This window comes from bacterium (assembly GCA_020440705.1).
Classification (GTDB): domain Bacteria; phylum Krumholzibacteriota; class Krumholzibacteriia; order LZORAL124-64-63; family LZORAL124-64-63; genus JAGRNP01.
This window is the reverse complement of the sequence record JAGRNP010000310.1, coordinates 1-607: the sequence shown is the minus strand read 5'-3', so window position 1 is coordinate 607 and position 607 is coordinate 1. Positions and strand designations below refer to the sequence as shown.

The 607-nt window shown below is 71.2% G+C and carries 1 protein-coding gene; it reads left to right on the top strand.

All coding sequences use genetic code 11. From position 1 onward, the window contains the following. Positions 1 to 88: 88 nt before the first annotated feature. The gene (locus tag KDM41_18540; GenBank protein ID MCB1185423.1) at positions 89 to 535 is read left to right on the top strand and encodes a DNA-3-methyladenine glycosylase; all 447 of its coding nucleotides are present in this window, start codon (positions 89 to 91) and stop codon (positions 533 to 535) included. Positions 536 to 607: the final 72 nt, after the last annotated feature.

Here is a 607-nt window from a genome sequence, read left to right as displayed (position 1 = left end):
GTGGCCGTGCAGCTGGAGCGATTCAGCGCCAAGCTGGCGGAACTGCGTGCAGCGGTTGCCCCCGACCTGGGCTGAGCGCGACGCCACGATGGTGGCGCCGGACCTGCTGCACAAGGTGGCCAGGCTCGGACCGCACCTCGCCCGCATCACCGAGGTCGAGGCGTACACGCGCGACGACCCCGCCAGCCACTCGTTCCGTGGCCCCACGGAGCGCAACGCGCCCATGTTCGGGCCCCCAGGGCACTGGTACGTGTACCTGATCTACGGCATGCACCACTGCCTCAACCTGGTCACCGGAGCTGCGGGCGACGGGCAGGCGGTGTTGATCCGCTCCGTCGTGGTGGACGGCATCGATGCCCGCCGCACCACCGGCCCGGGCCGGCTGTGCCGTGAGTTGGAGATCGACCGCTCATGGAACGGGCGCGAGGCCGAGCTGTACGACGACGGTCACGTGCCGCCGCGCCCGCACCTGGTGACCCCGCGCATCGGCATCACCAAGGCGGCGGATTGGCCGCGCCGCTGGCTGGCGGGGTAGTTCGGCCCTACCACCGCGGTGCACCGGTGGCCTAGCGTTCCTGCAACATTGTCGGCCGGACGGAGGGGAAGC